The sequence below is a fragment of the Curtobacterium sp. MCJR17_020 genome (assembly GCF_003234365.2).
Classification (GTDB): Bacteria; Actinomycetota; Actinomycetes; order Actinomycetales; family Microbacteriaceae; genus Curtobacterium.
Map to the genome: position 1 here is coordinate 2,531,605 of NZ_CP126260.1, position 26,575 is coordinate 2,558,179.

The following is a 26,575-nucleotide window of genomic DNA, read 5'->3' on the forward strand; positions in this document are numbered from 1 at the left end:
ACGCTCGCTCCAGCAACGGAAGGGGCAGGGGTGGCAGAGCAGGCACGCCGGATCGACCACACGACGACGACGGCGCACTCGCCGCCGCTCACGATCGTCGAACCGCAGCCGGTCGACGAACCGGCGAGCGGTCCACCGGACCCGGCGGACACCGCACGCGCCCTCGGCCTGTGCGTCGCCGAGGTCCTGACCGGGGCCCGCGAGGTCGACAGCATCGCCCGCTGGATCACCGACGACGTGCACCGACATCTGCAGCAACGTGCAGCCGTGGCCGCGCACGCCCGCTCGGTGCGCCGGCGGTCGCGGAGCCGCCCGGTGCTGCGGGTCGGCAGCGTGCTCGTCTGCCGACCGGCCGACGGCGTCGCCGAGGCGACCGTCGTCGTGCACACGCGCAGTCATGCACGCGCCGTGGCGATGCGGTTGGAGACGCGGGACGGCAGGTGGCGGGCGACCGCGATCGGTGTCCTGTAGCCGCGCTCGGTGAGCAGCAATGGTCGGGTCCCGAGGCGGGACCCGACCATTGCTGCTCACGATGCGCTGTCGCGCACGCGGACTACTTCTTCGACGCCTGACGACGCTCGGCGCGGTTGCCGGCCGCAGCTGCCTGGCCGGAAGCCGTGGCCGCGTTGCCGAACGCGGAGCCCTGCTCGGGCTCGGCAGCTGCCTCCGCCTCGGCCTGGGCCTGGGCCTGCTGCGCGCGCGCCGTCGCGGCCTGCTCGAGGCGGCCCTTCTCGTCGCGCACCTCGACCTCGCCGTCGATCGACGGTGCCGAGTACTCGAGGCCGGAGACCTCGTCCTCGCCGAGGCCCTTGGCCTCGATGACGGCGTTCTCGCCGTCGGACTGCACCTGGACCTCGAGGTTGAACAGGTAGCCGACCGACTCTTCGCGGATCTGGCCCATCATCGTCTGGAACAGCGCGTAGCCCTCGCGCTGGTACTCGACGAGCGGGTCACGCTGAGCCATGGCGCGGAGGCCGATGCCGTCCTTGAGATAGTCCATCTCGTACAGGTGATCGCGCCAGCGACGGTCGATCACCGACAGCACGACACGACGCTCGAGCTCGCGCATCGCCTCGTCGCCGAGGAGTTCCTCACGCGTGGAGTACGCCAGCTTGGCGTCGGAGAGGATCTCGCGACCGAGGAAGTCGCGCGACGCCTTGCCCTTCGAGCCGGCCTCGGTGATGACCTCGTCGATGGAGATCGAGATCGGGTAGAGCGTGCCGAGCTCGGTCCACATGGCGTCGAGGTCCCAGTCGTCCGGCGAGCCCTCACCGGTGTGGGTGTCGATCACGTCGTCGATGACGGCCTTGAGGAACGACTGCGCGCGGTCGTGCAGGTCGTCGCCCTCGAGGATGTGGCGGCGGTCGCTGTAGATCGCCTCGCGCTGCCGGTTCAGGACGTCGTCGTACTTCAGGACGTTCTTGCGGATCTCGGCGTTCCGGCCCTCGACCTGCGCCTGGGCGGAACGGATCGCACGGCCGACGAGCTTGTTCTCGATCGCCAGGTCGTCCGGCACGTTCGAGCGGCCCATGAGGCTCTCGGCGGCACCGGAGTTGAACAGGCGCATGAGGTCGTCGGTGAGCGACAGGTAGAAGCGGCTCTCGCCCGGGTCACCCTGACGACCGGAACGACCGCGCAGCTGGTTGTCGATGCGGCGCGACTCGTGGCGCTCGGTGCCGAGGACGTAGAGCCCACCGGCCTCGCGGACCTTGTCGCCCTCGACCTCGACCTCGGCCTTGACGCGGGCGAAGACCTCGTCCCACTCGGCTTCGTACTCGTCGGGGGTCTCGGTCGGCGACAGGCCCTTGGCGTGCATCTCCTGCACCGCGAGGAACTCGGAGTTGCCGCCGAGCATGATGTCGGTGCCTCGGCCGGCCATGTTCGTCGCGACGGTGACGGCGCCGAGGCGACCGGCCTGGGCGACGATCGCGGCTTCACGCGCGTGGTTCTTCGCGTTGAGGACCTCGTGCTTCACGCCCTTCTTGGCGAGGAGCTTCGACAGGTACTCGGACTTCTCGACGCTCGTGGTGCCGACGAGGACGGGCTGGCCCTGCTCGTGGCGCTCGGCGATGTCCTCGGCGACCTGCTCGAACTTCGACTTCTCGTTCTTGTAGACCAGGTCGGTCTGGTCTATGCGCTGCATCGGCTTGTTCGTCGGGATCGGGACCACGCCGAGCTTGTAGGTCGACATGAACTCGGCCGCTTCGGTCTCGGCGGTACCGGTCATGCCGGAGAGCTTCTGGTAGAGCCGGAAGTAGTTCTGCAGCGTGACCGTGGCGAGGGTCTGGTTCTCCGCCTTGACCTCGACGTTCTCCTTCGCCTCGATCGCCTGGTGGATGCCCTCGTTGTAGCGACGGCCCATCAGGATGCGGCCGGTGTGCTCGTCGACGATGAGCACCTCGCCGTTCATCACGACGTAGTCCTTGTCGCGCTTGAACAGGGCGACGGCCTTGATGGAGTTGTTGAGGAACGAGATGAGCGGGGTGTTCGCCGACTCGTACAGGTTGTCGATGCCGAGGTAGTCCTCGACCTTCTCGATGCCGGGCTCGAGCACGCCGACGGTGCGCTTCTTCTCGTCGACCTCGTAGTCCTCGCCCGGGGTCAGGCGCTTGGCGATCGAGGCGAACTCCGTGAACCACCGGTTGGCCTCGCCCGAGGACGGGCCGGAGATGATGAGCGGTGTGCGGGCCTCGTCGATGAGGATCGAGTCGACCTCGTCGACCACGGCGAAGAAGTGGCCGCGCTGCACCATGTCGGAGGCCTGCCACGCCATGTTGTCGCGCAGGTAGTCGAAGCCGAACTCGTTGTTCGTGCCGTAGGTGATGTCCGCCGCGTACTGCTCGCGGCGCTCGGCCGGCGTCTGGTTGGCGATGATGCAGCCGGTCGTCATGCCGAGGGCGCGGAAGACGCGACCCATGATCTCGGACTGGTACGACGCCAGGTAGTCGTTGACCGTGATGACGTGCACGCCGCGCGACGGGATCGCGTTGAGGTAGGCCGCCGTCGTCGCGACGAGGGTCTTGCCCTCACCGGTCTTCATCTCGGCGATGTTGCCGAGGTGCAGGGCCGCCCCGCCCATGAGCTGCACGTCGAAGTGCCGCATGCCGAGGGTGCGCTTCGCTGCTTCCCGCACGGCGGCGAACGCCTCGGGGAGCAGGTCGTCGAGGGTCTCGCCGTTGGCGTACCGCTCGCGCAGCTCCTTCGTCTCGTCCTGGAGTTCCTCGTCGGTGAGGCTCGAGAAGTCGTCCTCGAGGTCGTTGATCGCCGAGGCGTACGCCTTCAGCCGGCGGACGGTGCGTCCTTCGCCGATGCGGAGGACCTTCTCCAGCACGTTTGCCACGTGAGCTCCTTACGGGGTCGTCGTGCGCGACCTGCGCGCCCGATCGACCAGTCATGCTAGCAACCCCCCGGTGCCGTGCGCTGTGAGGGGCGTCGGTGGGGGGGGCAGCGGTGTGCGCGGCCCGCGGACGGACCGCGCACACACGGGTCGGACGGTGTCCGCAGCGATCGCGTCAGGCGAGCGCGGCGGCCGGCTCGGCGTCCACCGACGCCGCGGCGCCGGTCTGGTCGTCGATGCCGATCACGCCGTAGTCCCAGCCCTTGCGTCGGTAGACGACGCTCGGGCGGTGGGTCTCGGCGTCCACGAACAGGTAGAAGTCGTGTCCGACGAGCTCCATGAAGTACAGGGCGTCGTCGACGGTCATCGGGGCGGCCTCGAAGACCTTGTGCCGGATGACCACGGGGCTGTAGACCTCGTCGTCCTCGTCCTCCGGTGCGTCGGCGTCGACGACCGGGACCGCGCCGGTGGCGACGTCCTCGATGAGGCGGCCGTCAGCGGGGACCACCCCCATGCCGTCGAAACCGCTGCCGGCAGCCTCGGCCACCGAGGTCGGGCGGTGACGACCGCGGTGCACCTTGCGCCGGTCACGAGCACGACGCAGACGCTCCATGATGCGGGCGAAGGCGAGGTCGAAGGCGGCGTACTTGTCGGACGCCGCGGACTCCGCCCGTACGAGGGGCCCGGGACCGATGAGCGTCAGCTCGATGCGGTCCTCGCCCTGGCTGCTGCCCGACTTCTCGTGGTGGCGGCTGATGCGCACCTCGAAGGCGAGCGCACGGTCAGCGAGCACGTCGATCTTCTCGGACTTCTGTTCGACGTAGGTGCGGAATCGGTCGGTGACCCCGACGTTCCGGCCTGTGATCGTCACGTCCATGTCGCGGCTCCCATCGAGCTTCGGCGCGTCGCCTCCATCCGGCGAACCCGAACGCCTTGCCGCGAGGCTAGACCCGCCGCAGGTCCCGCGTCACGGCGCGTCGGCGAGTCCGCAGGACACCCACCGGACGCACAGCGGTCACCCGGTGTTCACCGAGCCGTCAGTCCTCGACGCTCGCGACGGCCACGCACCGGACGACCCGGCCGCCCGCGGCGCGGACCGCCCGCACCCCCTCGGCCATCGTGACGCCGGTCGTCACGACGTCGTCCACGAGCACCACGTCCCGCCCGTCGACCCCGCACGCCCGCAGCGTGCCGACGGTCGCGGCGACCCGCTCGATCGCCGTCCGTTCCTTCTGGCCCGGCTCACCGTTCGCCGGTCCACCTCGGACCCGCGCCCGCCGGAGCCGCCCGGTGCCGCGGACGCCACCGCGGGCGAGCAGCAGCACCACGGGGTCGAACCCCCGACGCCGTGCCCCCGCCCGCGACGGCGGGACCCGCAGCACGACGGTGCCGACGGGTGCCTCGGCGAGCGCGACACGCACGAGCGCACCGAAGCGAGCGCCGAGCGGTCGTGCGACGTCCACCCGACCGCGCAGCTTCAGCTCGAGCAGCAGGGTGCGGACGAGTCCTTCGTACTCGAAGGCGGCGTCGAGCCGCACGCCCGCGACGAGTCGGACCCGACGCGGGCGTGCGGCCAGGGCGGCGCGGCAGGCTCGGCAGAGCGCACGGTCCGGCCGTGCGCAGCCCAGGCACTCCACCGGCAGGAACAAGCCGAGCACCGCGAGCGCCGCGTCGCGCCACGGGGTGAGCGGGTCCGCGGTGGACCGGTCCTCGGTGGGCGGGTCCTCGGTGCGCATGCGACGAGTGTGGTGGCGACCGCACGGCGGTCGTGAACCGACGGGGCGGACGGTGGACGGGCCTCCCGGCCGGGGTGGGTGTGGAGGGGGGACCGCGACGTCAGCGCTGGACGCCGAGCACGTCCGCGGTCACGCCGGTGGTGTCCCAACCGCCGCCGGTGGACTGCAGCACCGACCCGCTCGACATCCGGAGCAGCAGCGCACCACCGCTCCCACCACTGATCGAGGTCGCGCGCCCGTCCGGCTTCGGCAGGGTGCTCGACTGCCCGCCGATGGTGGTCCGGACGACGTTCGGCCCGGCCGTGGTCTGCCCGACCGAGGCCACGTCGGTGTCGTTCACCCACGTCGCCCCGACGGCGTCGCCGGTGGCCGCCTGCACCCGGACGGCTGCGCCGAACGACGTCGGGGACCGGTCGGACCCGCGGATGATCGCCATCACGTACAGGCCGGGGCCGTCGGCGGTCTGGATCAGGGCGAGTGCCCGGGTCGAGTCGCGGGACACCTGGAACGACACGAGGTCGCCGCGCGGCAACGACGTCGCGACCTGGTGCGGGTCGCCGCCGAGGCCGTAGGCGGTGATCCGGCGGGTGTCCGACGACTGGCCGACCCAGACGAACCCGAGGTCGTCGATCGCGGGGGCGACGAGGTCCTCGCGGGCGTCGACGCGCAGGTGGTCGTCGCCGCGGACGACGACGGCACCGTCGCGGTTGCCGACGGCGGCCGTGGTGCCGGAGGCGGACAGCGAGATCGAGGTCGGGTCGAGGCCGGCCACGGTGTCGCCGACGCCGCCGCCGAGCTTCGAGACCTTGCCGGTTCCCGTGGCCGCGTAGCCGACCACACCGTCCTCGTCGACGAGGGGGCGGGGGTCGACGTCCGGGTTCTGCTGCGCGTTCGCCCCGCTCGAGTCGGGGACGGACAGGCTCGCGCCCTCGATGGTCATCGACACCGACGAGATGGTGGCGACCGAGGCGAGCGACTTGCTCAGCTGCTCGCGCATCCGGACGCGGTCGACGGTGCTGGCGCGCAGGGCGTCGCTGGACAGGTCGACGAGTGCCGTGCCGCTGTCGATGGTGACCGCGTTCAGGGAGAGCTGGGTGCCCTCGGGGAACGACGAGACGACGGCACCCTTGAGCCAGTCGGCGGGACCGGCCATCAGGGCGCTGGCGATGCGGGTGCTGGTGGACGAGCGGGCGAGGAACCAGCGCTCGTCGGGCACGAGGAACCGGAACGTCGGGTCGTAGAAGTACAGCGCGTGCTGCTGGAAGACGGAGTCGAAGCTCACCGGGGACAGGATGATGCCGTCGGGGGCGTAGGCGATGCGCCATTCGCCGTCCTCGCGGGTGAACTGGAACGTCAGCGTGGACGAGGTCGGGCGGACCGCCTGGGTGTACTCCCCCTCGGAGTCGACGGTCGCGCTCGCGGTGAGCGTGTACGTCAGCTCGCGGTCGTCGGCGCGCTCGACGGTGCCGCTGCCGTCGCGGATCGTGACGCCCTGCCGCGGGTTCCACTGCTGCGAGAAGTCCGAGGCGAGGAACTGCCGGGCGATGGCGTAGTTGTCCTGCGCACCGGTCGCCGCCGCGATGAACCCGCGCAGGATCGCGGTCTGGTCGGAGCCGGTGATCGGTTTGTCCGGCCGGAAGTCGACGCCGGAGAGCGACTCGTCCTTGATCGTCTGCCCGGTGCGGACGTCGCCGGAGACGGGGATCGCGGCGCAGGCGGTCAGGGCGAACACGCCGAGAGCGGCCAGGGCCGCGGCCACGACGTGCCGGAGACGGGGACGGCGGCGCATCAGGACTCCTCTCGCACGGCGCGGGGGCCGTCGTACGACTCGTCGAGCTCGGGCAGCGGGATCGCCGACGTCGCCGTGGCGGCCTGTTCGTTGCGCGGCAGCGTGAGCACGAACGTCGATCCCTGCCCTGGGCGGGACCACACGTCGATCCGGCCGCCGTGCAGCTTCGCGTCCCCCAGGCTGATCGCGAGCCCGAGGCCGGTGCCGCCGATGGTGCGCTTGCGGCTCGGGTCGGCGCGCCAGAACCGGTCGAACACGCGGCTGGCGTCCTCCGGCGGCATGCCGACGCCCTGGTCGCGCACCGCGATGGCGACCGTGCGGGCATCGCTGTCGACGACGACCTGGACGGGCTTGGCGTCACCGTGCTCGATCGCGTTGCCGACCAGGTTGCGCAGGATGCGGCGGACGCGCTTGGCGTCGAGTCGCATCGTGGTGTGGCCGCCGGGTGTGGCGAGCTGCAGGTCGATGCCGGCGCGTTCGGCCAGGGGGCGGAACTCCTCGACGATGTCCGCGGCGAGCGCCGCCGGCACCGACGGCTCCGTGTCGAGCTGCACGGCCTGCGCGTCGTAGCGGGAGATCTCGAGCAGGTCGGCGAGCAGCAGTTCGAACCGCTCCACCTGGGCGTGCAGGAGCTCGGCCGAGCGCCCGACCGAGGGCTCGAACGCGTGCCGCGAGTCGAACAGCATGTCGCCGGCGAGCCGGATGGTGGTGAGCGGCGTGCGCAACTCGTGGGACACGTCGGACACGAAGCGCTGCTGCACGCGCGAGAGCTCGGCGAGCTGGGTGATCTGCCGACTGACCGCCTCGGCCATGCCGTTGAAGCTCCGCGCGAGGGTCGCCAGGTCGTCCTGGCCGCGCACCGGGATGCGTTCGTCGAGGCGTCCGGCGGCGATCTTGCGGCTCGTCTCCGCCGCCTCGCGGATCGGGACGACGACCAACCGGACCACGAGCGACGTCACCAGGGCGATGAGCACCATGAGCGCGACGCCGCCGATCGAGAGCGTCTGCGACACGAAGTCGAGGGTCTGCTGGGCATCGGACAGGTCGTAGACGAGGTACAGCTCGTACTGGCCGGCGCTCGGGATCTGCAGCGTCGAGCCGACGGCGAGCCCGGGCACGCGGCGGCCGTCGTCGTCGAGCTGCACCGGCTGCAGGCTGAGCTTCCCGGTGTTCGCGCCGACCTCCTTGCGCAGGGCGTCCGTGATGACGGCGTCCGGGAAGTCCTGGCTCGCGATGGTCTGCAGCGTCTGCGGGGTGGACTGGTCGGGGCTCCGCTCGATCGCGATGCTCGTGCCGCCGGGGCTCGTCGTGTTCGACAGGATCGCCTGCTGCGCCTCGTTCTGCAGCGTCTCGAGCTCGGACTGGTTGTTGTCCTCGGCAGCGGTGGCGGCGTCGAAGATCCCCTGCGCGACGATGGTCGCGCGGGCCGACTCGGACTCGATCTGGTCGCGGCGCTGCGAGTAGACGTTCGTCGAGATGCTCACCATGACGGCGGTGCCGATGATCCCGACCGCCAGTCCGGTCGTCATCACGGTGATGGCGACCGAGCGGAACATCAGGGACCGACGCCACACGTACGCGACGGGCCGCCAGCCACGACGGACCCAGCGGCGCATCCGTCGTCGGCCGCGGCCGACCACCCCGATCGACACGGTGGCCGTGCCGGGGGCGGCGCCTGCTGCCGTGCCGGGAGCGGTGCCGGCGGGCGGGGCGGGCGGCACGGTGGTCAGGCTCCTCCGGCCCGGTACCCGACGCCGCGGACCGTGGTGACGGTCTTCGGGTTGTCCGGGTCGTGCTCGATCTTCGCGCGCAGGCGCTGGACGTGCACGTTCACCAGGCGGGTGTCGGCCTTGTAGTGGTAGCCCCAGACCTGCTCGAGCAGCATCTCGCGGGTGAAGACCTGGTTCGGCTTCTCGGCGAGCGCGCGGAGCAGGTCGAACTCGAGCGGGGTGAGCGGGATGACGGTGTCACCGCGGCGGACCTCGTGCCCGGCGACGTCGACCGTGACGTCACCGACGTGCAGGACCGTGGCGTCGGTGGCGCTCGGCCGCAGCCGCGTGCGGATGCGGGCGACGAGCTCCTTCGGGTTGAACGGCTTGACGACGTAGTCGTCGGCACCGTTCTCGAGGCCGAGGACGACGTCGGCGGTGTCGCTCTTGGCGGTGAGCATGATGATCGGCGTGCCGCTCTCGGCACGGATGCGCTTGCAGACCTCGATGCCGTCGATGCCCGGGAGCATCACGTCGAGCAGGACGAGGTCCGGCTTCGTGCTGTGGAACGCGTCGACGGCGTCGTTGCCGTCGGCGCTGAACTCGGGTTCGTAGCCCTCCGAGCGGAGGACGATGCCGATCATCTCGGCGAGGGCCTGGTCATCGTCGACGACGAGGATGCGCGGTGTCATGTGATGTGGACTCCGTGTGGCGTGCGGGTGGTGCCGGGTCGGCACGTGTCCCCACACGATAGCCGAGGCCCCGTCACGCGGCGTTTTCCGCCAGGATGGAGGTGGACCGCGCGTCGCAGCGCGGACCGACACGACGAAGGGGGCCGAGGTCATGTCCGATTGGCAGACGCCTGGCGGTGGTCAGCAGGGTGCCGGGCAGCAGGGCGCCGGGCAGCAGGGTGCGTGGCAGGGACAGCCGGGAGGCCCGCCCCGGTTCTCCGCGCCGCCGCCGCCCACCCCGGGGCCGGGTCGACCCCCCGGCGGTCGTCCGCCGTCCGGCTCGCGTCCGGTGATCCCCCTGCGCCCCCTCGGGTTCGGTGACGTGCTCGGCGGCGCCTTCACGGTCTTCCGCCGCAACGCCCGCGTCCTGCTGCTCTGGAGCGTGCTGCTGAGCGGCGTGCTCGGGCTGCTCTCCACCCTCGTCAGCACGTTCGGCCAGCAGGCGCTGCAGTCGCGGATGATGACGGCGTTCGACGGCAGCGGTGGTGGCGACACGATCGTGGCGGGCTCGGTGACGCTGTGGATCCTGCTGACGATCGGCCTGCCGTTCCTGGCGTACCTCGGTCGCGGCTTCCTGGTGGCACCGGTCGCCGCGGACACCGGCCAGCGGGTGCTCGGCCGTCGCGCGACCTTCCGGGGCCTGTGGGCGCTGCTCGCCGGGCGGCGGTGGCCGGTCGTCGCGTGGATGTTCGTGCAGATCGGCGCGGGGCTCGTCGTCGGGATCATCGTCGCGGTGGTCTTCGTCGCGTTCTTCGCGGCGCTCGGCGCCGGGGACGCCAGCGCCGGGTGGTTCGTGCTCGCCGTCTTCGTGATGGTCCTCGGCCTCGGCGTGGTGCTGACCTGGCTCGGCATCCGCTTCGCCTTCACGGTGCCGACCATCGCGCTCGAGGGTCGTCCGGTCTTCGCCGCCGCCGCGCAGTCGTGGCGGCTGACCCGCGGTGCGTTCTGGCGGACCTTCGGCGTCCTGCTGCTCGTGCAGGTGATGTTCGGCGTCGCGGCGTCGATCGCGTCGGCACCGCTCACCATCGGGGCCGTGCTCGTCGGCGGCGTGTTCGACCCGCTCGGGCAGACCGACGCGTCCTCGGGCATCGGTGCGGGCGCCCTCGTCCTGATCGTCATCGGCAGCCTGCTCGCGATCGCGGTGCAGTGCGTCACCGACGTGCTGAGCGCAGCGGTCGTCACCTTCCTGACCATCGACCGGCGGATCCGGACCGAGGCCCTCGACCAGCGCATCGCCTCGCACCTCGACACCGGGGAGCCGGCCGACCCGTTCGCACCGTCCGCGCCGGTCTCCCGACCGCCGTGGCCGCCGCAGCAGTGGGCCGGGCAGCAGCAGCCGTGGGCGCAGCAGCAGCCGCAGCAGTGGCCCGGACAGCCCCCGCAGGCGTGGCCCGGACAGCAGCAGGCGCAGCAGCCCTGGCCCGGACAGCAGCAACCGTGGCCGCAACACCCGCAACACCCGCCGCAGCAGGGGCAGCACCGCCCGCCGGACGGGACCGCATGACCGCGGTCGACCCCGGCGAGGCCCGCCGTCTGCTCGAACGCGAACTCGACCGCCCCGCGTACGACGGCGCGCACGTGACCTGGTGGGACCGCGCGTCACGGACGTTCCTCGACTGGCTCGGGTCGCTCCGCGCCGACGGACTCGACTCCCCCGTCGCGGCCCGCACGGCCCTGGTGATCGCGATCGTGGTGCTCGTCGCCGTCGTCGTGCTCGTCGTCGTGGCCCGCGGGCTCCCCCGACGTCGTGCACGCAGCGGCGCGGACGACGCCGGCGGGGTGTTCGACGACGACGACCTCCGCTCCGCCCGGGAACTGCTCGACGCCGCACAGTCCGCGATCCGCCGGGGCGACTGGTCGGCCGCGGTCCTCGACGGCTTCCGGGCAACCGCCCGCGGCCTCGGCGAGCGCGACCTGGTCCCCGACGTCCCCGGGGCGACCGCACGCACCATCGCCGCCCGCGCAGCCGTGCCCTTCCCCGCCGAGGCCGCGGCGCTCGACGACGCCGCAACGGCCTTCGACGCCGTCCGCTACCTCGGGCTCGACGCCGACGAGGCCACTGCTCGCCGGGTCCTCGACACCGAGCGGGGCGTGCGCCAGGCCCGTCCGGCCAGGTCCACGGGGCCGGTGGTGCCCGCATGAGCACCGCCACCGACGTGCCGCGTACGGCCGCACCCCGACCGGAGCAGCGCGAGAGCCGACGGTTCCGGTTCGGCTTCTGGATCGCCATCGTGCTCGTCGGGATCGTGCTCGCGGTGCTCACGGCCGTGGTGCAGGGCGCCGAGCCGCCGGAGCGACGTCCCCTCGACCCGACCTCGACCACCGCGAGCGGATCGGCCGCGCTGGTCCGGGTCCTGGAGCAGCGTGGCACCTCCGTCCGGGTGACCGACCGTGCCGACGGGATCGACGGTGGCACGGTGTTCGTCGACGACTCCGACGGTGTCCTCGACCCAGGCGTCGCCGAGCGCATCGCCCGGACCGCCGAGCACGTGGTCCTGGTGGGCGTCGACTCGACCCCGTTCGCGTCGTTCGGCCTCGACGTCACCACGGCCACCGCGCCCGAGGGCGGCGACACCGTGTCCACCGCGTCCTGTGCGATCCCGGCCGCGGCGTCGGCTGCGCGGGTGTCCACCGCCGGGTACGGCTACACGGTCGACGACCCCGACGCGGACCGCTGCGCGCCGTCCGGCAGCGGCGAGGACCGAGCCTGGGGCCTCGTCCGCACGGCGACGGCCGGCGGCGACGTCACCCTCGTCGGCACCAGCTCGGCCTTCCGCAACGACACGATCACGACCGCCGGGAACGCCGCGCTCGCCCTCGGCCTGCTCGGCTCGGACGACCGGCTCACCTGGTACACGCCGACCGTCGGCGCCCCCGACGCAGCCCCGACACTCGGGGAGCTCGCACCGCCGTGGGTGCCGAGCGGCCTCGCGCTGCTGGCCCTGGTGGCCGTCGCCGCCGCGGTGTGGCGGGGCCGACGTCTCGGGCCGCTCGTCGTCGAGCGGATGCCCGTCGTGGTCCGCGCCGCCGAGACCACCGAGGGCCGGGCCCGGATGTACGCCCGCACCCACGACCGCACCCACGCCCTGGACACCCTCCGCGTCGCCGCGGTCCGCCGGATCGGCCGGTTGCTCGGACTCCCCCGGTCCGCGCACGTCGACGACGTCGTCCGCGCAGCCGCCCGCGCCACCGGCATCCCGCACGACCGCGTCGGCGCCGTCCTCGTCGGCGGTCCGACCCTCGACGACCGCGCCCTCGTCGACGGCACGAGGGCACTCGACGACCTCGAGCGGGCCCTCCGACGATCCACCTCGGGCGACCGTCCCAGCACCGACCACGACCGACCAGGAGCACGACCGTGACCGACCTGCCAGCTGCCCCCGACCAGCACGTCCCCGCGCCGGGCGACCGCGCCCCGCACGACCGGAACCAGCACGACCCCGGGCTCCGCGACGCTTTCGGGCGGGTCCGGGCCGAGGTCGCCAAGGCCGTCGTCGGACAGGAGGGCGCGGTGTCCGGCATGATCGTCGGACTCCTGGCGCAGGGGCACGTGCTGCTCGAGGGCGTGCCCGGCGTCGCCAAGACCCTGCTCGTCCGCAGCCTGGCCGCCGCGATGTCCCTCGACACGAAGCGGATCCAGTTCACGCCGGACCTGATGCCCGGCGACGTGACCGGTTCGCTCGTGTACGACGCCTCCACCGGCACGTTCCCGTTCCGCGAGGGCCCCGTGTTCACCAACGTGCTGCTCGCCGACGAGGTGAACCGCACGCCCCCGAAGACCCAGTCCGCCCTGCTCGAGGCGATGGAGGAACGCCAGGTCAGCGTGGACGGCGACGCCCGGCTCCTGCCCGACCCGTTCTTCGTCGCCGCGACCATGAACCCGATCGAGTTCGAGGGCACGTACACGCTCCCCGAGGCGCAGCTCGACCGCTTCCTGATGAAGCTGACGCTCGAGATCCCGCCGCGCGACGTCGAGTGGCAGGTCCTCCGCCGGCACGCCGACGGTTTCGTGCCGCGGGACGTCCGGTCGGCGGGCATCACCCCCGTGGTCGGCGTCGACGAGGTCCTCGCCGCGCAGCGCGCCGTCCGGGCCGTCGGTGCCCGTGACGACGTGCTGGCGTACATCGTCGACCTCGCCCGCGCGACCCGTCAGGCACCGTCCGTCCGGGTCGGGGTCAGCCCGCGCGGTGCGACGGCCCTGCTCGCCGCCGCGAAGGCCTGGGCGTGGCTCACCGGCTACGACGCCATCACGCCCGACCACGTGCAGGCGATGGCCCTGCCGGTCTGGCGCCACCGGCTCCGGGTGGCCGCCGACGCCGAGCTCGAGGGCGTCGGCGCCGACGGGGTGCTCCAGCAGGTGCTCGAGCAGGTGCGGGTGCCGATCTAGTGGCGGTCTCCGGCCGGTTCGTCGCGCTGCTCGCCGTCGCCATCGTGCCCACCGTGCTGCTCGCCAGCGGGTGGGCCGGCCTGGCGTGGGTCGTGGTCGTGCTGCTCGCCGCGGCCCTCGACGTGCTGCTCGCCGCCGACCTGGCACGCGTGCGGGTCGAGCGGCGGATGCCGCGACTGGCCCGTCGGGACAGCACCGCCGACGGCACGCTCGTGCTCGCGAACGACGGCGGGCGGGTGCTCCGGAGCATCGTCCGCGACATGTGGGAGCCCTCTGCCGGACACCGGCCGCGCCGGATCCGGATGACGGTGCCCCCGGGCGAACGACGGACCGCCCGCATGCGGTTCACCCCGTTCCGCCGCGGTCGACGCCGCACCGCCGGCGTCGCGGTCCGGGCCTTCGGTCCGCTCGGTCTCGCAGCCCGGCAACGGGTCCTCACGGCGCCGGGCGAACTCGTCGTCACCCCGCCGTTCCGCTCGCGACGGCACCTGCCGTCACGGCTGGCCCGGTTGCGCGAACTCGACGGCGAGACCACCTTGCAGCTCCGCGGCCACGGCACCGAGTTCGACTCGCTGCGCGACTACGTCCGGGGCGACGACGTCCGCTCGATCGACTGGCGAGCGACCGCCCGACGGCAGGACCTCGTGGTCCGCACCTGGCGCCCGGAGCGCGACCGGCGGGTCGTGGTCGTCGTCGACGCCGGACGCGCCGGGGCCGGACGGGTGGCCGACGAACCGCGCCTCGACACCTTCATCGAGTCCGCGCTGCTCCTCGGCGCCCTGGCCGCAGCCGCCGGCGACCGGGTCGACCTGGCGGTCCTCGACGACACCGTCCACGACCGTGTGCACGGGGCGACCCGCACCGACGTGGTCCAGCGCTTCGGTGAGGCCCTCGCGATGGCGGAACCCGGACTCGCCGCGACCGACTGGTCCGCCGTGCCGGCGCTCGTCGACTCGATCACGACGTCACGGGCGCTCGTCGTGCTGGCGTCGAGCCTCGACTCGGTCGGTGCCTCCGGCGACCTGCTGGCGGTGCTGCCCCGGCTCACCCGGCGGCACGCCGTCGTGGTGACGAGCATCGAGGACCCGGCGGTGCAGCGGACCGCACGCGGCGGGGTGGACCCGGCCACGACGATCCGCACCGCGCGGGGCGGACGCGTGCCGGGCCTCCCCACCGGCGCGGAGCGCGACGTGTACCGGCGGGCCGCCGCCGAACGCACCCTGCTCGACGCCGACGGCGTCGCCGACGTCGCACGCCGGAGCGGCGCCGAGGTCGTCCGTGGCGCGCCGGAGGACGTCCCACCGCTCGTGGCGGACGCCTACCTGCGCGCGAAGGCGACCGGCCGGCTCTGAAGCGGGGCGGACGCTACCCGGCGACCAGGGCGGACGTGCCGCGCTCGAACTCGTCGAGGTCGCCGCGCTCCCCGGCCCGGTACGCACGACCGCCGAGCACCCACTGGTACGCCAGGACCGCGGCGAGCGCGATCGTCCCGATGCCGATCTTGACCGGCCACGGCCAGTCCTGGCGGGTGACGATGCCCTCGACCAGGCCGGACAGCAGCAGCGTCAGCGTCAGGCCGACCGCGATCGTGATGAGGGCTCGGCCGTCCTCGGCGAGGGCCTGCGCACGGGTCCGGTGCGGACCCGGAGCGACCCACGACCAGAAGATCATCAGGCCCGCGCCGCCGGCGAGGAACACCGAGTACAGCTCGAGCTGGCCGTGCGGGGCGATGTAGAGGAAGAAGTCGGCCAGGCGGCCCTGCGAGTGCATGATCGCCGCGGAGACCCCGAGCCCGACGGCGTTCTGCATGATCGAGAACGGCACGAAGACGCCCGTGATGCCGAACGCGACCATGGTGGCCGCGATGTAGGCGTTGTTCGTCCACACCTGCGCCGTGAACGCGCCGAGGCCGTGGTCGGAGTAGTAGTCGACGAAGTCCTGCGTGGCGTACTGGCGGAGCGCCTCCGGCGTGCCGAAGGTCGCCGTCGCCCCCGGTGTGGTCGTGATCCAGACGGCCACGATCGCGCCGATCGCGACGGTGGCCAGCGCCACCCAGATCGTCACCCAGCGGATCCGGTACAGCGCCGCGGGCAGCTGCCGGGTGAAGAACAGGGCGACCGCGGTGAGCGGGTCGACCGGCGTGCCGGTGAAGCGCAGGCGGGCGCGGTACAGGGTGAGGGACAGCCGGTCGCCGGTCGCGGTGCGGGGTGCGGCGCCGCGGATGCGGGCGAGGTCCGTCGCGGCGGCCTGGTAGCCGGAGACGAGCTGGTCGACGTCGGCACCGGTGGTGTGCCGGGCGCGCGCGAGGCGGTCGAGCTCCTGCCACCGGTCGCGGTGCACCTCGGCGTAGGCGTCCAGGTCCACGTGTTCCCCCTCGTGTCGGCCGACTTCCGACAGAATGATCCCATGTCGAAGCCCCGCACGCCGCGCGACCTCGCCGACGCCCGGTTCTCGCTCGCCCTGGACGAGACCGCCGACGAGCTCGTGGTGGGCGAGGCGGTCGCGCTCGACGTGCAGCCGGCCGGACTCGTCCTGCGGTTGGCGTCGGCGCTCCTCGACGGGGTGTGCCTGCTCGTCCTGTACCTGCTGCTGGTGTTCGGGGTGTCCCGGCTGTGGCCGAGCGGCCTCGACGAGGCGTGGGGCGCCGCACTGAGCATCGCCCTGTTCGTCGCCGTGCTCGTGCTGGTGCCGGCCGCCGTCGAGACCGTGACCCGGGGCCGCAGCGTCGGCCGGTACGCCGTCGGCACGCGGGTCGTCCGGGTCGACGGCGGTGCGATCGGGTTCCGGCACGCCTTCACCCGCGCGCTCGTCGGGCTGTTCGAGTTGTGGATGACGTTCGGGTCGGTGGCGCTGCTCGTGGCGTTGTTCGGCAGTCGTCCGCGGCGCCTCGGGGACCTGCTCGCCGGCACCGTGGTGCAGCACGAGCGGCTGCCGAAGCAGCGCGACCCCCAGGTGGTGCTGCCACCCGAGCTGACGGCCTGGGCCACGGTCGCGGACGTCTCGGCGCTACCGCAGCGGCTCGAGAACCGGCTCGGCGCGTTCTTCCGCGGAGCAGCCGTGATGCGCCCCGAACTCCGCGAGTCCGCCGCCCGTGCGCTGGCCGCGGATGTCGCACCCTTCGCCCACCCGGTGCCGCCGGTGCCCGCTGAGGTGTTCCTCGCCGGGGTCGTCGTGCTGCGCCGTGGGCGGGACGTGCAGGCGCTGCGCTCCCGCGTCGGGTTGCTCACCGCGGCTGGCGCGTCGGCATCGGCGCGCCCCCCGGGCTTCCCGCGGTAGCGCGCCGCCGCCGACCGCGGCGCGCCCGGCTCAGTACCGGTAGTGCTCGGGCTTGAAGGGGCCCTCGACCGGCACGCCGATGTACGCCGCCTGCTCCGGGCGCAGCGTCGTCAACTCCACCCCGAGGGCGCCGAGGTGCAGGCGCGCGACCTTCTCGTCCAGGTGCTTCGGCAGCACGTAGACCCCGGTCGGGTACTCGTCACGACGGGTGTGCAGCTCGATCTGTGCCAGGACCTGGTTCGTGAACGAGTTGCTCATCACGAACGACGGGTGGCCGGTTGCGTTGCCGAGGTTCATCAGCCGCCCCTCGGACAGCACCAGGATCGAGCGGCCGGTCGGCAGGCGCCACTCGTGCACCTGCGGCTTGATCTCGACCTTCTCCACACCGGGCAGCGACTCGAGGCCGGCCATGTCGATCTCGTTGTCGAAGTGGCCGACGTTGGCGACGATCGCCAGGTGCTTCAGCCCGAGCATCTCGTCGACGCCCACGACGCCGAGGTTGCCCGTGCAGGTGATGACCATGTCGACGGTCTCGATGACGTCGGCCAGACGGGCCACCTGGTAGCCGTCCATCGCGGCCTGCAGCGCGCAGATCGGGTCGACCTCGCTGACGATGACGCGGGCGCCCTGGCCGCGCAGTGCCTCCGCCGCACCCTTGCCGACGTCGCCGTAACCGACCACGAACGCGACCTTGCCGCCCATCAGGACGTCGGTCGCACGGTTCAGGCCGTCGGGCAGGGAGTGGCGGATGCCGTACTTGTTGTCGAACTTCGACTTCGTCACGGAGTCGTTCACGTTGATCGCGGGGAACCGCAGCTGTCCGTTCCGCGACAGCTCGTACAGGCGGTGCACGCCCGTGGTGGTCTCCTCGGTGACACCCTCGATGTCCGCGGCGATGCGCGTCCAGCGGTCGGACGACGTCTCGAGCGACGCCGCGACGGTGTCGAGCACGATCTTCCACTCGGCACTCGCGTCGGCGCCGGCGACCGGCGCAGCACCAGCGGCTTCGGCGTCGGCTCCGGTGTGCACGAGCATGGTGGCGTCACCGCCGTCGTCCAGGATCAGGTTCGGACCGGCCCAGTCGGCTCCGACGGCAGCGGCCTCGGCGGTCCAGTCGAAGATGCGGCTGGTGCACCACCAGTACTCCTCGAGCGTCTCGCCCTTCCACGCGAACACGGGGACGCCGGCAGGCGCGTCCGGCGTGCCGGTCGGGCCGACCGCGATCGCTGCCGCGGCTTCGTCCTGCGTGGAGAAGATGTTGCAGCTCGCCCACCGCACCTGCGCACCGAGGGCGACGAGCGTCTCGATCAGGACGGCCGTCTGCACCGTCATGTGCAGCGACCCGGCGATGCGCGCGCCGGCCAGCGGCTGCGACGCACCGAACTCCTCGCGCAGGGCCATCAGGCCCGGCATCTCGTTCTCTGCGAGGCGGATCTGGTGACGGCCCGCCTCGGCGAGCGAGAGGTCGGCGACGCGGTACGGGGCTGCGGTCTGGGCTTCGGTGGGCATGCCCACCAGTCTTCCATGCCGGGAGGCGCGGGTCCCCAGCCGACGTCGGTCACGTTCCACGGGCCTCCCCGTCCACCACCGCTGGTGCGTTGCGGACGCGAGCGCTCAGTCGGTCTCGCGCTGCAGCGGCTCGCGCCGCACCACCTGCCAGCCGCGCGGGACGCGCAGGCCGGCCGCGTGCCGGGCGCAGAGGTCGTAGCCGTGCGGTTCGACCCGCGTGGAGAGCGGGCCGACGACGACCATGGAGTCCCCGTAGTCGTAGGTCAGGGTCGCCGAAGCGCTCGCGGCGCACGCGACCTTGCTGCAGATCCTCACGTCCATGTCGTCAGGGAGCCTAGCGGAGCGAGCACGAGCGACCGGAGCGACCGGGAGTGACGACGGCACGCGTACGATGTGGGGATGCGTCGCAAGCCCCGCCTCGTCACTCCCGTCGACCGCGGTCGAGGCCGGTCCCGGCACGGACGCGGCGGGCGGTCGAGCGTGACCGGTCCCGAGCTCGCGCCGATCACCACCCGCGCCGAGGCCTTCGACCGCATCGTCGGCGACAGCGCCCACTACCTGATCGGGCTCTGGCCCGACGAATTGGCGGGCGTGGTGTTCCAGGTGGCGGACATGCCGACCGACGCCACCCTGCCCGACGCGATGCCCCGCTGGCGCATCGACCGCGACACCCGCAGGGTCACCGTGTTCCGGATCCCCGTCGAGCGGGTGAACCGCAGCCCCGAGAAGGACGACGCGGATCGGCGGATCATCATCGAGACGGCCGTGTTCCGCGCCGTCGGCGAGCTGATCGGCAAGGACCCGTGGGACCTGGCGCCGGACCGCTACCGCCACTGGTGACGACGCGGTGCCCGGAGGCACCACGTCGTCGTCACCGTCAGGGGTAGACGCGCACCGGCGTGGACACCTGGGTGGACGGCCGGACCGGGAACCCGGCGATGCCGTCGTCCCCGCGGTAGGTCACGCCCACCACGACCCCTTCGGCACCGGCGATCGAGAGCTGCTTCGCGGTCTGCACCGGCATGGTCGCGGTCGCGCCGGACAGCACCTGGATGGTGCGCTTCTCGTCGCCGGAGCGGATCGTGATCGCACGGTCCTCGCGCGTCGGGTTCACGAAGTTCATCCGGACGCCCTCCCCCGGTGCCACCGCGGTGATGACCTGGTCGCCCAGGGGCTCGGCCGAGGCGAACCAGCCGAGGTCGCTGTTGCCGTCAGCCGTCGGTGAGGTCGTGCGGGCACCGGCGACGACGGGCTGCGTCGACGTGACGGTGAACGAGTACCGGCCGTCCGGGAAGTCGTCGAGCGCGACGTCGGTCACGACGCCGGGCTCGGCGGTGGCGTTCACGGTCGTGCCGCCGCCGTCCGCCGTGCTGATGCCGAGCGTGACGCGTGCCGACTCGGTGCCGGGGACGAACAGCCGGACGACGGGGGCGGCGTCCGCCGTGTCGTCACCGCGCTGTGCCTCCTGTGCGCCGGCGAGCACGACGCCGGGGATGACCTGCGACCGCGAGGGGGCGGCGCCGCCGGAGACGATGTCGTAGCCACCGGGGGTCAGCGTGCGGACGACGGTCTCCTGCATGTGGGCGACGATCTGCCCGCCCGAGGACGACACGTGCACGACGGTGGATCCCTGGTCGGACACGAAGCCGGACAGCGGGACGACCTTCTGGGTGTTCGGGGCGACGACGATGCCGGTCGTGCCGGGGGCGCTGACCGTGCCGGTGCCGTCGTAGATCACCAGGTCGACGGTCGCGTTCACGTCGGTGGGGTTCGACAGGGTGACGAGGCTGGTGCGCCCGGTCTCGGTCGAGCCGCCGACGAGCCAGGTCGACTGCGAGGGGTCGTCGCACGACGCCGCGCCGGCACCGACCAGGTCGCCGCTGGAGACGCTCTGGTAGCTGCTGCCCGCGACCTGCGGTGTCGTGTCGCCCGCGGGGGCGGTGAGCAGGCGCGGGTCGCTGCCACCGGTGGACGACGGGTCGAGCGAGGTCCGCTCGACGGTCGAACCGGTCGTCGCCGTGGCCACGGTCGCCGAACCGACGGTGCTCGCCTGGGTGGCGTCGTTGCCGGAGTCGTCGGACAGCCGCAGGGCGCTGCCGGCGCAGACGCGCTCGGCGTCGGCGGGCACCGGGGTGACGGTCCGGCCGGCCGGGCGACCCGGTTCGGCCGCGGTGCCGTAGGCGTGCGCGGCCGTGACGGCGCCGGCAGCGACGACGACGGCGATCGCGGTCGCGGTGCCGCGGACGACCCAGCGTCGGACGGAGCGGGTGGTGGTGCTCATTCGTCGCGCTCCTCGTCGAAGGTGGTCGCGGGTTCCTCGGCCTCGATGACGTTCGAGGTGGCGCGGCGACGGCGCGGGGCCGTCGGCACGGCGAGCAGGGCGGCCGCCCCGAACACCACGCCGAGCACGACCAGGTACAGGACGTGCGTCGCACGGGCGGCGGCGGACCCGGTGGCGGTCCGGTCGACGTCGCCCTCGTAGTGGAACAGCTGGCCGTTCGTGGTCTCACCGATGCTCGTGAAGAGCGCGTTCTGCCCGATCGTGCCCGCGGCCCGGTCGTGCACGGTCTGCGCCTCGGGGTCGTCACCGGCGTCGTCGAGCAGGACGAAGCTGATGCCGAGTTCCTGCAGCGCCGGCCGGGGGTCGTAGCCGCTGCGGCTCGCCAGGTTGCCGGCGAGCGTCGTGAGCCGGGCGCCGGACTCGCTCAACCGCAGGGCGGTCGCGTCGAGGGTCGACTGGTCGTCGAGGGTGGCACCCTGGCCGCGTTCGAGCGCGACTGCGAGCGACCCGTCGTCCTGCGGCACCACGACGAGCGTGCCGACGTCGGGGTTCGCCTGCGCCTCGGCGTTCACGTACGCGCTGAGCACCCGGCCGGTGGTCGGCTGGATCGCGGCGTTGCCGAGGTAGAACGCGGCGAAGGCGGGGGCCACCGCCACACCGGCGAGCACCGTCGCGACGAGTCCCGTGACCGGTGCGGCCTTGGGCAGCACGTCGATCCCGATGCAGGCAGCGACCACGATCGCGAGCCAGTACACCGACAGCCCGCTGCCCGGCCACACGATGGTGGTGGTCGACCCGACGCCGGTGACGGTCACGTGGGTGGCGGCGAACGCGGTGCCGAAGCCCAGCAGTGCGACGACGAGCGCCGAGCCGGCGACGGCCCAGCGGTGTCCGAGCATCGCGCCGATCGCAGCGGCGGCGATCGGGACGGCCAGGACGGCCATCACGATCGGCAGCCACGTGCCGACGGCGGCGAGCCCGGACGTGGCGGGCAGCCACCCGCTCCAGTCCGGCAGCGGCTGGCCGATGGCCAGCTGCAGCGCGGACGGCGCACGCGTGGCGGACGGGACGCCGGGGTCCGCGAAGACGGCGAGGAGGTTGCCGCGCGCGACCTGGGCGAGGACGAGCGGCAGGAAGAGCACCGCGGTCGGCACCGGGATGAAGGCCCGACGGTGTGCACGGCGCCACCCGACGACGAGCGCGACGAGCCACCCGATCAGCAGGACCGGCAGCAACGACGGCGCCGAGGCCGCCACGACCGCGAACAGCAGCGAGGCACCCGAGGCCCAGGCCCACGAGCGGTGCGCCTCGAGCACGGCGACGAACAACCACGGCAGCACCAGGTGCGCGATGACGGCGCCGAGGTGGCCCGTCGTGACCGCGCCGACGAGCGAGGGCGCGATGGCGTACAGCGCCGCACCGATCACCGGCACCCACTTGCGGGTCGTCACCTTGCGGACCGCGAACCAGGCGCCGAGGGCGGAGACCGGGAACGCGACGAGCATCACGAGCACGACGGACGTCGAGGGCGACCAGAACACGATCGAACCGAGGACCGCCAGCACGGCGGCGAACGGGTCGGACGGACCGGTGAACCCGGTGCCGAGCGAGTGCCAGCCGTACCCGACGTTCTGCCAGAGCTGCCCGACGCTCGTGCTGAGGGGCAGCAGGCCACCGCCGGTCAACGCCGGTGAGCCGAGCAGGGGGTAGAGCGTGACGACGCTCAGGACGGCCGCGGCCAGCACGACCCAGATCCCACCGTCGCCGAGGAACGACGCCCGCGCGATCGGGGCGTCCTCGACCCGGGCGAGTTCGACGTCGCGCGAGGTGGTGCGGTGCTCGTGCACCCGACGCCAGCTGACCCGGAGCGGTTCGACGGCGGCCCAACCGAGCTTCTTCGTGCGGGCGAGGTTCCTGCGCGCCCGACCGGTGCCGCCGCCGAAGGCCACCGCGAACGCCGCGGCGAGCTCGGGGACGACGGCCGCGGGGTGCTTGGCGACGAGGTGGCCGATCGCCCGGCCGAGTGCGAAGGGGACGAGGGTGAGCCAGTGCAACCAGAGCAGTCCGCCCGGCGCGTAGGTCATCCGGCGGTGCAGCTGCGCCTGCCGGTGCATGCGGACACGGCGGGCCTCGGAGACGCGCTTGCGGCCGAACTCCTCGATCGGACCGGCGGTGGTGACCTTCGCCTCGGGGACCACGGCGACGCGGTGCCCGGCCAAGCGGACCCGGACGCAGAAGTCGAGGGCGGCATCGACGTCGGGCAACGCCGGGTCGAAGCCGGCGAGCTCGGTCCACACCGATCGGCGCACGAGCATGCCGCCGGCGGCGACGCCGAGCACGTCGGTGTGCCGGTCGTGCTGACCCTGGTCGAGCTCGTCCTGCACGAGACCGATCGATCGGCCGAAGCGCGTCATGCTCTCGCCGAACGCGCGGATGAGCGAGGGGTCGTCGTCGGCGACGAGCTTCGGACCCGCCACGACCACGGACGGCGCGATCTCGACGGCGGAGAGCAGGTCGGCGAGCGCGGTCGGCGACGGTGCGTTGTCGTGCCCGAGCAGCCACAGCCACTCGTCGACGGGCTCGTCCACGACGGCGGGCGGGGCCTCGCGCTCCCCGCGGGCGACGGCCTCACCGAAGGGGCGTCCGGCCGGCAGGCGCAGGAGCTCGGCGGACCCGCCGAAGGACAGGCCGGCGGTGGAGCCGTCGGTCGATCCGACGTCGACGACCACCAGGTTCTCGGGGTGGCGGGTCTGGGCCGCGAGTGCGTCCAGGGTCCGGTCGAGGTGGGCCGCTCCGTTGGCGGCGACGAGGATCGCGGTGACTCTGGGCTGCATGACGGGCGTCACTCTACGGTCTGGAGGCACGGCGTCCGCTGCGGACGGCGGCGCGCCGTGAACCTGTGGGAACGTCAGTGCTGTGTGGAGGACGTCTCGACGCGGCCGGCTTCCGGCGCCTTCGTCGCAGGCTCCTCAGGGGCGCAGTCGCACGGCGCTGGCGCGCCGTGACCGCGACTACGCCCGCTTGCGCAACTTGCGACGCTCGCGCTCGGACAGGCCGCCCCAGATGCCGAAGCGTTCGTCGTTCTCGAGCGCGTACTCGAGGCACTGCGCCCGGACCTCGCACGACGTGCAGATCTTCTTCGCTTCGCGCGTGGAGCCGCCCTTCTCGGGGAAGAACGCCTCCGGGTCGGTCTGTGCGCACAGCGAGTCGACCTGCCACGCGAGCGGGTTCTCCTCGTCGTCCGTCTCCGGCCGTCGAACACCCGGGACGCCGAGCGCCACGGGGTCGACGTGCCAGTCCTCCGGAACTCCGGCGTGGAAGTCGGAACCGTTCACCCTGATCACCCCTGACGTCTCGATAACGGGACCACAACGATTGAAGTCGTTGCCTGTAATTACAGCGGTGTCATTCGCCTGAGTCAAGTCGCGGATCATAGAAGGCACTGACCGCTTCGGCGTGTCATGTCCCCCGTCTGGGCGTGTCGCGCCCGGTCTGTCGGGGTTTCGGGGGACAGCTGACACGTCCTCAGCCGCTACGAGGCGCTGCGGCGGGCCTCCCACGCACTCGTGACCATCTCGTCCAGGGTGTGGCGCATCGCCCAGTCGAGGTCGCGCGTGGCGGCCTCGCCGGTGGCCACGATGCGCGCCGGGTCACCGGGGCGGCGCGGCGCGATCTCGGGGTCGAAGGCGATCCCGGTGCCCTTCGCCATGGCGTCCATGATCTGCCGGACGCTCACCCCGTCGCCGCTGCCGAGGTTGTACGCCTGCTCGAGCGGCTCCCCCGCCTCGAGCTTCTGGGCCGCGACGGCGTGCGAGTGCGCGAGGTCGGCGACGTGGATGTAGTCACGGACGCAGGTGCCGTCCTCGGTGGCGTAGTCGTCGCCGTTGATGCGCGGCGTGCGGCCGGCCAACAGGGCGTCGAACACGAGCGGGAACAGGTTGTGCGGGCTGGCGTCGTACAGGTCGGGTTCGCCGGACCCGACGACGTTGAAGTAGCGGAGCGAGGTCGTCGTGAAGCCCGCTGCGACCTCCATGTCGCGCAGCAGCCACTCGCCGATGAGCTTCGACTCGCCGTACGGGGACTCCGGTGCCTTCGGGGTCGACTCCACGACGACGTCGACGTCCGGGGTGCCGTACACCGCGGCGCTCGACGAGAAGACGGCCTTCGTGACGCCGTTCTCGGCCATCGCACGGAGCAGCGTCGCCATGCCGGTGACGTTCTGCTCGTAGGTGTGCAGCGGACGCTCGACCGAGACACCGGCGTACTTGAAGCCCGCGACGTGCACCACGCCGGTGACGTCGTGCTCGCGCAGGGTGCGGGCGACCAGCTCGCCGTCCAGGATCGTGCCCTCGACGAACGGCACGTCGTCCGGCACGAACGCGCGGAAGCCGCTCGAGAGGTCGTCGAACGCGACCGTGTCGATGCCGGCCGAGCGCAGTGCTCGGACGACGTGGGACCCGATGTACCCGGCACCGCCGGTGACCAGCCAACTCATGGTCGCCACGCTAGCGGACGCTTGCGTCGCCCCGGTCGCGGTGTGCGGGACCGCGCCAGCGCGTGCGGCTCCGCGCCGGTCCGGTGCGGCCCGGGTGCCCGCGTCGCTCCGCGCTACCGGCCGGTCGCGATGAAGACCGTGGACGTCACGCCGTTCGACGAGTCGGCCTCGACCGTGACGTCGCCCTCGTCCGGTGTGATGAAGCAGGACTCGCCCTTGCGGAGCAACGTGGCGGACGTCGCGCCGACGAGCGTCACGACGCCCTCGGTGCAGATCGCGATCGACGGGCCGGCCAGCGGAGCCACCCCGCCGGTGCTCAGCCCGACCGGTCGTCCGTCGCCGTCGACCCGCAGCAGCGCGAAGCCGACGCCCTCTGGTGCGAAGCGGTCCACGCCGGGGGCCAGGCGCTCCGGCTCGAGGACCGGTGCCGGGTAGGCCGTGAAGTCGAGCACGTGCAGGAGTTCGGGGACGTCGACGTGCTTCGGTGTCAGTCCCCCGCGCAGCACGTTGTCGGACGGTGCCATGAGCTCGATGCCGAGGCCGTCCAGGTACGCGTGGATGTTGCCGGCGGGCAGGTACATCGCCTGTCCCGCGGTGAGCGTCACCCGGTGCATGAGCAGGGAGACGACGATGCCGGGGTCGCCCGGCCAGCTCGTCGCCAGGTCGCGGACCGTCGCCGTGTTCGGGGTCAGCAGGTCGTCGTCGAGGGCGACGGCGAGGTCGCTCGCGGCCTGCACGACGGCGAGCGCGGAGTCGTCGGCCGTCTCGAGCCACCGCACGGTGTCCTCGAGGCCGTGCTGCAGGTGCGCCTCGAGCGGGCCGAGCCGACCGCTGCCGGCGTCGAGCACGCGGACCTCGGCCAGGGTCTCCTCGACCGGGCGGAAACCGCTCAGGGCCTCGAACCGCTCGCTCAGGGCGACGACGAGCTCGGGCTTCGGGAACGGGTCCTTGTAGTTGCGCGCCGGGTCGTCGATCGCGATGCCCTCGCGTTCCTCGCGCGCGAAGCCGGCCTCGGCCTGCTCCGGCGTCGGGTGCGCCTGCAGCGACAGGGGCGCCGCCGCTGCGAGCACCTTCAACAGGAACGGCAGGCCTGCGCGGTCGCCGCCGAGGGCGTCCTGCGGCTCGGCGGCGATCCAGTCGAGCAGCGTGTCGGCACCGCCGACCATCGCCGGGTTGACGACCACGCTCGGGCTGCCCGGGTGGGCGCCGAGCCAGAGCTCTGCCTGCGGGGCGCCGGTGACGGTGCGACCGAGGAGCTCCGGGATCGCGGTGACCGAGCCCCAGGCGTAGTCGCGGGGGGTGTTCGTGATGCCGAGGAACATGGG

The 26,575-nt window shown here is 72.7% G+C and carries 22 protein-coding genes; 8 read left to right on the forward strand and 14 right to left on the reverse strand.

Annotation, left to right across the window (positions count from 1 at the left end; translation table 11 throughout):
* Positions 1–30: 30 nt before the first annotated feature.
* Positions 31–471 carry an Rv3235 family protein gene (locus DEJ14_RS11915; protein WP_111085964.1) on the forward strand — a complete coding sequence of 147 codons (441 nt, stop codon included), beginning with the start codon at positions 31–33 and terminating at the stop codon, positions 469–471.
* 82 nt (positions 472–553) lie between these two features.
* Here the strand turns inward: DEJ14_RS11915 and secA are convergent, their stop codons facing one another.
* The 6 genes from secA to mtrA form a co-directional block, all read right to left on the reverse strand.
* The gene (gene secA / locus DEJ14_RS11920) at positions 554–3,340 is read right to left on the reverse strand and encodes a preprotein translocase subunit SecA (protein WP_111085965.1); all 2,787 of its coding nucleotides are present in this window, start codon (positions 3,338–3,340) and stop codon (positions 554–556) included.
* 172 nt (positions 3,341–3,512) lie between these two features.
* Positions 3,513–4,214, reverse strand: a complete 702-nt coding sequence (gene hpf, locus DEJ14_RS11925) for a ribosome hibernation-promoting factor, HPF/YfiA family (RefSeq protein ID WP_111085966.1) — start codon at positions 4,212–4,214, stop codon at positions 3,513–3,515.
* A gap of 160 nt (positions 4,215–4,374) precedes the next feature.
* Positions 4,375–5,073 carry a ComF family protein gene (locus DEJ14_RS11930; protein ID WP_111085967.1) on the reverse strand — a complete coding sequence of 233 codons (699 nt, stop codon included), beginning with the start codon at positions 5,071–5,073 and terminating at the stop codon, positions 4,375–4,377.
* A 100-nt stretch (positions 5,074–5,173) separates the two neighbouring features.
* A complete protein-coding gene (locus DEJ14_RS11935; RefSeq protein WP_111085968.1) occupies positions 5,174–6,862 on the reverse strand; it encodes an LpqB family beta-propeller domain-containing protein in 1,689 nt (562 codons plus the stop codon).
* Positions 6,862–8,583: an MtrAB system histidine kinase MtrB gene (gene mtrB / locus DEJ14_RS11940; protein ID WP_258373313.1), complete on the reverse strand. Its 1,722-nt coding sequence runs from the start codon at positions 8,581–8,583 to the stop codon at positions 6,862–6,864. Before mtrB ends, DEJ14_RS11935 begins: the two co-directional genes overlap by 1 nt.
* A 5-nt stretch (positions 8,584–8,588) precedes the next feature.
* Complete coding sequence (gene mtrA / locus DEJ14_RS11945; RefSeq protein ID WP_111085969.1) at positions 8,589–9,263, reverse strand: MtrAB system response regulator MtrA; 675 nt, start codon at positions 9,261–9,263, stop codon at positions 8,589–8,591.
* Positions 9,264–9,414: 151 nt separating this feature from the next.
* Between mtrA and DEJ14_RS11950 the strand changes: the two genes are divergently transcribed.
* From DEJ14_RS11950 to DEJ14_RS11970, 5 genes are read left to right on the forward strand one after another with little or no spacing between them, the layout of a single operon-like run.
* Positions 9,415–10,806, forward strand: a complete 1,392-nt coding sequence (locus DEJ14_RS11950) for a glycerophosphoryl diester phosphodiesterase membrane domain-containing protein (RefSeq protein WP_111085970.1) — start codon at positions 9,415–9,417, stop codon at positions 10,804–10,806.
* Complete coding sequence (locus DEJ14_RS11955; protein WP_111085971.1) at positions 10,803–11,444, forward strand: DUF4129 domain-containing protein; 642 nt, start codon at positions 10,803–10,805, stop codon at positions 11,442–11,444. The genes DEJ14_RS11950 and DEJ14_RS11955 overlap by 4 nt, the downstream gene beginning before the upstream one ends.
* Positions 11,441–12,664 carry a DUF4350 domain-containing protein gene (locus tag DEJ14_RS11960; RefSeq protein ID WP_111085972.1) on the forward strand — a complete coding sequence of 408 codons (1,224 nt, stop codon included), beginning with the start codon at positions 11,441–11,443 and terminating at the stop codon, positions 12,662–12,664. Before DEJ14_RS11955 ends, DEJ14_RS11960 begins: the two co-directional genes overlap by 4 nt.
* Positions 12,661–13,689 (forward strand): AAA family ATPase, encoded by a 1,029-nt coding sequence (locus tag DEJ14_RS11965; protein ID WP_111085973.1) that lies wholly within the window; start codon positions 12,661–12,663, stop codon positions 13,687–13,689. The genes DEJ14_RS11960 and DEJ14_RS11965 overlap by 4 nt, the downstream gene beginning before the upstream one ends.
* Positions 13,689–15,041 carry a DUF58 domain-containing protein gene (locus DEJ14_RS11970; RefSeq protein ID WP_111085974.1) on the forward strand — a complete coding sequence of 451 codons (1,353 nt, stop codon included), beginning with the start codon at positions 13,689–13,691 and terminating at the stop codon, positions 15,039–15,041. Before DEJ14_RS11965 ends, DEJ14_RS11970 begins: the two co-directional genes overlap by 1 nt.
* Before the next feature lie 13 nt (positions 15,042–15,054).
* On the opposite strand, the gene DEJ14_RS11975 is transcribed toward DEJ14_RS11970, so the two are convergent.
* Positions 15,055–16,053, reverse strand: a complete 999-nt coding sequence (locus tag DEJ14_RS11975) for a stage II sporulation protein M (protein ID WP_111085975.1) — start codon at positions 16,051–16,053, stop codon at positions 15,055–15,057.
* 42 nt (positions 16,054–16,095) lie between these two features.
* On the opposite strand from DEJ14_RS11975, the gene DEJ14_RS11980 reads away from it, so the two are divergent.
* Positions 16,096–16,965: an RDD family protein gene (locus DEJ14_RS11980; RefSeq protein ID WP_146249784.1), complete on the forward strand. Its 870-nt coding sequence runs from the start codon at positions 16,096–16,098 to the stop codon at positions 16,963–16,965.
* A 30-nt stretch (positions 16,966–16,995) separates the two neighbouring features.
* Here the strand turns inward: DEJ14_RS11980 and ahcY are convergent, their stop codons facing one another.
* Positions 16,996–18,474: an adenosylhomocysteinase gene (gene ahcY, locus DEJ14_RS11985; RefSeq protein ID WP_111086022.1), complete on the reverse strand. Its 1,479-nt coding sequence runs from the start codon at positions 18,472–18,474 to the stop codon at positions 16,996–16,998.
* 105 nt (positions 18,475–18,579) lie between these two features.
* Entirely contained in the window at positions 18,580–18,795 is a 216-nt protein-coding gene (locus tag DEJ14_RS11990) for a DUF3499 family protein (RefSeq protein ID WP_111085977.1), read from the reverse strand.
* A 78-nt stretch (positions 18,796–18,873) separates the two neighbouring features.
* Between DEJ14_RS11990 and DEJ14_RS11995 the strand changes: the two genes are divergently transcribed.
* Positions 18,874–19,314, forward strand: coding sequence for a metallopeptidase family protein (locus tag DEJ14_RS11995; RefSeq protein ID WP_111085978.1), 441 nt, complete (start codon positions 18,874–18,876; stop codon positions 19,312–19,314).
* Between the two features lie 37 nt (positions 19,315–19,351).
* On the opposite strand, the gene DEJ14_RS12000 is transcribed toward DEJ14_RS11995, so the two are convergent.
* From DEJ14_RS12000 to manA, 5 genes are all read right to left on the reverse strand, one after another.
* A complete protein-coding gene (locus DEJ14_RS12000; RefSeq protein WP_111085979.1) occupies positions 19,352–20,755 on the reverse strand; it encodes a DUF5719 family protein in 1,404 nt (467 codons plus the stop codon).
* Positions 20,752–23,589, reverse strand: coding sequence for a glycosyltransferase (locus DEJ14_RS12005; protein WP_146249785.1), 2,838 nt, complete (start codon positions 23,587–23,589; stop codon positions 20,752–20,754). The genes DEJ14_RS12000 and DEJ14_RS12005 overlap by 4 nt, the downstream gene beginning before the upstream one ends.
* A gap of 177 nt (positions 23,590–23,766) precedes the next feature.
* A complete protein-coding gene (locus tag DEJ14_RS12010) occupies positions 23,767–24,099 on the reverse strand; it encodes a WhiB family transcriptional regulator (protein ID WP_374114433.1) in 333 nt (110 codons plus the stop codon).
* A gap of 188 nt (positions 24,100–24,287) precedes the next feature.
* Complete coding sequence (galE, locus tag DEJ14_RS12015; protein WP_111086023.1) at positions 24,288–25,250, reverse strand: UDP-glucose 4-epimerase GalE; 963 nt, start codon at positions 25,248–25,250, stop codon at positions 24,288–24,290.
* Positions 25,251–25,363: 113 nt separating this feature from the next.
* Complete coding sequence (gene manA, locus DEJ14_RS12020) at positions 25,364–26,572, reverse strand: mannose-6-phosphate isomerase, class I (protein WP_111085982.1); 1,209 nt, start codon at positions 26,570–26,572, stop codon at positions 25,364–25,366.
* Positions 26,573–26,575: the final 3 nt, after the last annotated feature.